Annotated in this window: 4 protein-coding genes; 3 read left to right on the forward strand and 1 reads right to left on the reverse strand. The window is 72.4% G+C overall.

Annotation, left to right across the window (positions count from 1 at the left end):
- Window positions 1-419 precede the first annotated feature (419 nt).
- From MNZ27_RS05765 to MNZ27_RS05775, 3 genes are all read left to right on the forward strand, one after another.
- Complete coding sequence (locus MNZ27_RS05765; RefSeq protein ID WP_242393085.1) at window positions 420-2,006, forward strand: WD40/YVTN/BNR-like repeat-containing protein; 1,587 nt, start codon at window positions 420-422, stop codon at window positions 2,004-2,006.
- 596 nt (window positions 2,007-2,602) lie between these two features.
- On the forward strand, window positions 2,603-3,136 hold the full coding sequence (locus tag MNZ27_RS05770; RefSeq protein WP_242393086.1) for a hypothetical protein: 534 nt from the start codon (window positions 2,603-2,605) through the stop codon (window positions 3,134-3,136).
- Between the two features lie 161 nt (window positions 3,137-3,297).
- Entirely contained in the window at window positions 3,298-4,956 is a 1,659-nt protein-coding gene (locus MNZ27_RS05775; protein WP_242393087.1) for a mucoidy inhibitor MuiA family protein, read from the forward strand.
- 264 nt (window positions 4,957-5,220) lie between these two features.
- Here MNZ27_RS05775 and MNZ27_RS05780 read toward each other — a convergent pair.
- A partial coding sequence (locus MNZ27_RS05780; protein WP_242393088.1) for an HNH endonuclease occupies window positions 5,221-6,248 on the reverse strand: 1,028 nt, incomplete at its 5' end.

The following is a 6,248-nucleotide window of genomic DNA, read 5'->3' on the forward strand; positions in this document are numbered from 1 at the left end:
CCGGTCCTCACGGATCCTTTCAGGATCTCGAGGGTGAGAGCCGTGCCACGGCCGGTCAGAGCGAATGAACTCGTCACGATCGCGCGCAGCACGCATTCAGCTTAGCGCGTCCAGAGGGCTCACTCCGGCGCAGCGGTGACCATGAGGAAAATACACCGACCGTAACTACGCTGGTGTATGGTCTCCTGTTTGACGGATTGAGAAATGCTCCATGCTCCGTCGTCCTTCCGGCGCCACCTGAGGTGATCTTCGTGCACGCACTCCCTACGCGCATCGTGCTCGCGGCTTGGATCGGTTTGCTGGCTCTCTCAGCCTGCGCGGGCGGAGGTGGTGGCTCGACGGACGGCGGAGGAGGCGGCAGCGGCACGGGGGGCTGGCGTTGGGAGAGCCCGCAGCCCCAGGGGAACGCGCTCGCGGACGTGTGGGGGAGCAGCGCGAGCGATCTGTGGGCCGTCGGCGATCACGGCGCGATCGTGCACTGGAACGGCACGGCCTGGTCGCTCGTCCCGAGCGGCACGACGCGCGATCTGAAGGGCGTCTGGGGCAGCGGGGCGAGCGATGTCTGGGCCGTCGGGAGCGGGGGAACCCTGCTTCACTGGAACGGGAGCGCGTGGTCGGCCTCGTCCACGGGGGCGACGTACGACTTCACCCACGTGGCAGGCAGCGGCCCGGCCGACGTGTGGGCGGTCGGGGCGAACAAGGTCCTCCACTGGAACGGGACCGCCTGGTCCACGGCCATCACGGCCGCGTCCTCGACGATGTTCATCGGGGTTTGGACGAGCGGGTCCGGAGACGCCTGGTTCCTCGGGTCGGGCGGCGGGCTGTTGCACCTCAGCGGTGGAACCCTCGTCTCCGTGAGCAGCGGCACGCCGAACTATCTCTACGGTCTCTGGGGCCGCAGCGCGAACGACGTCTGGGCGGTGGGGAGCGACATCGTGCGCTACGACGGGACGTCGTGGAGCCTCGTCGCGACCTCGAACGTCTCGCTGAACGGCGTCTGGGGAAGCGGACCGGATGACGTGTGGGCGGTCGGAGATGGCGGCCGCATCGAACACTGGGACGGCACGGCGTGGACGTCGGTGGCGAGCGGCACGGCGAGCGACCTCTCCGCCGTGTTCGGCACCGCCGTGAACGACGTCTGGGCAGTGGGCGCCGACGGCACCATCGTCCGCTGGGATGGCACCTCCTGGACCCGCGCCTCGAGGGGCACGACGCATGCGCTCGCGAGCGCCTGGGGCACGTCTTCCAGCGACGTCTGGGCGGTCGGCGAGAGCGGCACGTTCATGCACTGGAACGGGAGCGCCTGGTCCGCGCGATCGAGCAGCGTGACCAACGGGCTCAGCGGTGTCTGGTGCGCCGGGCCGAGCGACGCATGGGCCGTCGGTACGATGGGGACCATCGTGCACTGGGATGGAACGACCTGGTCGCCGTCTACGAGCGGCATCTCGACGAACCTGCTGGCGGTCTGGGGGAGCGGCACGAACGACATCTGGGCCGTGGGCGAAGGCGGGAGAATCCTGCACTGGGACGGCAGCGGCTGGACGCTCGTGACGAGCGGCGTCTCGACCACGCTCCGCGCGGTGTGGGGCAGCGGCCCGAGCGACGTCTGGGCGGCGGGTGACCTCCTCACGATCCTGCATTGGGACGGGAAGGCGTGGTCCACCTCCACCTCGAGCACCTACTCGAACACGTTCTACGGCGTGTGGGGGACCGGGCCGAGCGACGTCTGGGCGGTGGGCGACGGGAGCATCGTGCGGCACTGGAACGGCAGCGCCTGGTCGAGCGTGTCCAGCAACACGACGACGTTCATGCTGCGAGGCGTGTGGGGGAGCGGGCCCAGCGACGTCTGGGTCGTGGGACAGTCCGGCACGATCCTGCACTGGAATGGCACGCTCTGGTCGCTGACGGCGAGCGGCACGTCGCATGATCTCTTCGCCGTTTGGGGGAGCGGGCCGAGCGACGTGCGGGCGCTGGGCGCGGGAGGCACGATCCTGCGGTGGCAGTAGGCCAGTCTACGGTCGGGCCGTGCTGCACCGGAACGGCGGCGCGTCACGTCGTCGCGGTGGGGAAGGGCGGCACCATCCTCGGTGTGGCGCGGTAGCGCTCGCGCCCGGGGCGACGGGCCCGCCCCCGTCGTCCCGGTGCCGTCTCATGGCGACACCCACTCGCCTCGAACTGCTGCGGCGCACGCTGCCTGCCTGCGCGGGGCAGACTCCTCCCTGCGCTGCTCGCCCTTCGACTCCGGCGCGCAACGCGCGCCTACGCTCAGGGCGAACGGAGCTTCGAAACGCCTGCGCTGCTCGCTCGGTGTGCCCACCGAGGTCGCGCAGGCGCATCACCGGCTGCTTGTGGAACTGCGAGATGCGCCCCTTCGTCAGCCCGAGCGCTCGGACGATCTCCTCGAACTGGATGTTCTCGCGAATAGCTCTTACTCGTCGAACGCGGTCGCGGTAGGTGCGCGGGCGCAAAGCCTGCCCGTGATGGCCCGTACCATTGGTCACGCGCTCACCGCCGCCCACCACCTCCGGCGCGTCAATGCGTCGCGTCCCCGACAGGTTCGCCCGCCGGTACGATGCCGCAGGGGCGGCTTCGAGGAGGCGACATGGCGCGCGTGGTGGAGTTGGTGAACGGCGGCGAGCGGACGGCCGCGAAGACACTGGCGGCGGCGTGGGCCTGCGCCGCGCTGCTGGCGGGCTGCTCGGGCGGGGCCGATCCGGTTGCTCCGGCCGCTCCATCCGGTCCGTGCGGCACGGCCGACGCTCCCGTCGCCGACGGGACCGCGTGCGAGACGGGCCGCGTCTGTGTCTCGGGCGCGTGCGCGATCGCCCTTCCGGGATCGCCCTGCACGCCGGCGAGCTCGTGCCATCAGGGCACGCTCGCGGACGATGGCATCACGTGCGTGGACAGCGGGACGAACCAACCCGATGGCGTCGTGTGCGGGACGGACCAGGTGTGCACGGCGGGCATCTGCGTCCGGTGCGTCGAGGGCGAGATCTGCATGACCGGCGCGCCCTGCCAGTACCAGAGCCGTATGTCCTGCTCGACCGGCGCGATCTGCGTGGTCGGAGACTTCTTTCCCAACGGCGCCTACTGTGCTCCCGGGCGAGTCTGCCGCGACGGACAGTGCGTGCCGTGAGGATAGGCCTCGAACCCTCGCGGCGCCCGGCCAGACCTGAGCCGGAAGCGCGACACGGCGACGACGAGCCAGCTCCGGGGGAAGAGGAGTCGGGCGCTACGGTGGTGCGGTAGATCCTTTCCGCCGGTCGGGCGTTCTCCTCCCGCAAGGAGATCTCCCGAATGCGCCACCTCATCGCGCTCGCCGCGCTCGTCCCCGTCCTCGCCGTCGCGTCACCTGCCGTCGTGAAGCCGCCGTCCCGCGTGGACGCGGTGACCGTCTACCGCTCGGGCGCGCGCGTGGAGCGGATCGCCCGCGTGGAGCTGCCGGCGGGGCCGGCGCGCGTGGTGCTGCAGGGGCTGCCGGATGGGCTCGAGGACGACTCGATCCGGGTCCGCGGGGAGGGCACCGCGCGGGCCCGGCTCTTCGGGGTGACGGTCGAGCGCGTCACGGGGGAGGGCGCCGTCGCGGCGGACGCGCGGGCCGCCGAGGAGCAGCTCGAGCGGCTCGCCGACGAGGACCGGGCCCTCGAGGACCGGATCGCGGCCGCGAAGGCGCGCGCCCGGTTCGTGGAGTCGCTCCGGTCGAGCTACTCCGAGGAGCGCGCCAAGAACCTGGCGGTCCGCGGCGTCTCGACGAAGGAGTGGGCGGACCTCGTGTCGTTCGTGGACGCTGAGCTGACCCGCGCCGCCGGGGAGCAGCGCGCGGCCGAGCGCGGGCGGCGCGAGCTCGCCCGGAAGGTGACGCAGGCCCGGGCGGGGCTGGACAAGGTGCAGGCGAAGCGCGCCGTCACCACGAAGGCGGTCACGGTCGAGGTGGAGGCGGAGCGGGCCGGCGCGGTCGAGCTGGTCGTGTCGTACGCCGTCTCGTCGGCGGGGTGGCGGCCGGTCTGGGACGCGCGCCTCACCCCGGAGTCCTCCACGGTTGCGCTCTCCCTGCTCGGCGCGGTGTGGCAGGCGTCCGGCGAGGAGTGGAGCGACGTGCGCCTCGCGGTGTCCACGGCCCGGCCCGCGGGCGGGCTGTACGTCCCGCGGCTCGAGCCGGTCTACCTGACGCGCCTCGAGCCGCGGCCGCCGGCGAGCGCGGCCCCGATGATGTCGCGGCGCGCGGCGGGGGCGCCGGCGCGGGCGAAGGCGGAGGCGCCGGCCGCGCTCGAGGAGGCCCCCGCTCCCGCGGCGCAGCCGCTCGAGGAGCCCGAGGCCGAGGTGCAGGAGGGGCTGCTCGCCGCGACCTTCACCGCGCCGCGCCGCGAGACGGTGGACGGGGCCGGCCAGGCGCGGAAGGTGTCGCTGGCCCGCTTCCCGCTCCAGGCGACCCTGGTGCGGACGGCGGCGCCGCGCATGGAGGCGGCCGCGTTCCTCACCGCGAAGGCGGTGAACGAGACGGGGTTCCCGCTCCTGCCGGGCGAGGTGGGCGTGTACGTCGGCGACGACTTCGTCGGCCGCGCCGCGCTGCCGGCCACGCCGCCGGGCGGCGAGCTCGAGCTCGCGTTCGGCCAGGACCCGCGGGTCGAGGTCGAGCGCCGGGTCCTCGAGCGCAAGCACGAGACCGCCGGGCTCCTCACGAAGGACGACGTGATCCGGTACCGCGTGCGCGTGAAGCTCCGGAGCCGGTACGCGGCGCCGGTCGCCGTGAAGCTGCTCGACCTCGTGCCGGTGAGCCGCGAGGAGAAGATCCAGGTGAACGTCCTGGACGGCACCACCGCCCCGACGCGCGAGGACCCGGACCGGCCCGGCGTGCGGATCCACGAGCTCACCCTCGCGCCGCGCGAGGAGCGCGCGATCGAGCTGCGCTACGAGGTGAGGACGCCGCGCGGGTACCCGGTGAGCGGGCTCGAGTGACTCCGGGCTGGGAGGCCGCGGAAGCGAGCGCGCCTGCACGGCAAGCGTGGGCTGGCTCCGGAAGGAGGTGGAGGCCGGGGCGCCGTCCGCAGACGGGAACCGGAGTGACGAGATCGGCCCCGAAGAAGCCCGTGCTGCAACGGCATGATGAGGCGCTCGCCACGGCACCGGTCGAGCGGTCGTCGCGGGATGCCGCAAAGTGGAGCGGCTATGACAGTCGCGCGTCGTTCCCCATCACCGTCGCCCGAGAGCCGGGCCATCCGCTCACCCCGAGCGCTTCTTCTTCGCTGCGCACGGCGGCTGCGTTCCCGTTCGCGCAACAGGTGCGGAGTCGAAGAGCTCGCGGTTCGACCGGCGCGTATAGCGGTCCATCAAGGCGTTCCCGAAGACCTCCCGAGCGGCGCGCTGGTTGTGAGCCCGGCAGAGGAGGCGAATGTTCTTCTTCGTCGGCCGGCCGCCGCGGGCCTTGGCCTTGCGGTGATCGAACTCGAGCTGGTAGGTCGAGCCGCAGATGCCGCCGGACTCGAGGGGGTATTGGCAGCGGCCGCCGTCGCGGATCCAGACGGCGCGCTTCACCTCGGCAGGTATGCGATCCGGCTTCGCGGGTCGGCGCTCCGCGAGCGGCTTCTGCACGAGCCCCTTCCGCTTCGCGTGCCGGGCGAGAAGGAGATCGAGACCGGCCTCCAGGATCTCCTCGCTGCCGGCGCCGGGATGCGAATGCGAGAGCGCATCCCGCGCCGCCTCGAGTTTCTCGAGGAATCGGCGCGAGACGTTGAAGTGAAGCCGCCGGAGGTCGGCGCTGAGCGGCTCGACCGATTCGCCACGGGCCTCGCGGGAAGATGGGGCGTGCGCCGCAGGGCGCGGAGAGTTGGCATCGAGGTGTTCTGCTGGCCAACCGCATGGCGCGGCGGATTCAGGTGGCTGCGCCGGCACGGTCGCGTCGGTCGCCGCGACCGGAAGCTCCATCACGGCCGCCGCTGCGGAAGAAGCCGGGCTGCGCACCGCCGTGACGACCTCGCGGCGCGGCGGTGCCTCGACCGGCTTGAGCTCCGCCACGACCTCCCGCGCCTCGCGCTTTGAGCGGTGGAAGAACCGGGGGAGCACCTCGTCGCGGTTCTCCGGGGTGAGCACCTTCGCGAGCTCGACCACGCTGGTGAAGCAGAGCCGGCCGTCCCTGAGCGGCTCGATCACCTCCGGGCAGCGCTGCACGAGCTCGGCGGCGGTCTTCCGGTAGAACGCGGCGCCCTTCGAGAGGCCGAGGTCCCGGTGGAGGAAGGAGAAGAGGTTCGCGT

Origin of the sequence: Anaeromyxobacter oryzisoli, assembly GCF_022690765.1 — a bacterium.
GTDB classification, from domain to species: Bacteria; Myxococcota; Myxococcia; order Myxococcales; family Anaeromyxobacteraceae; genus Anaeromyxobacter; species Anaeromyxobacter oryzisoli.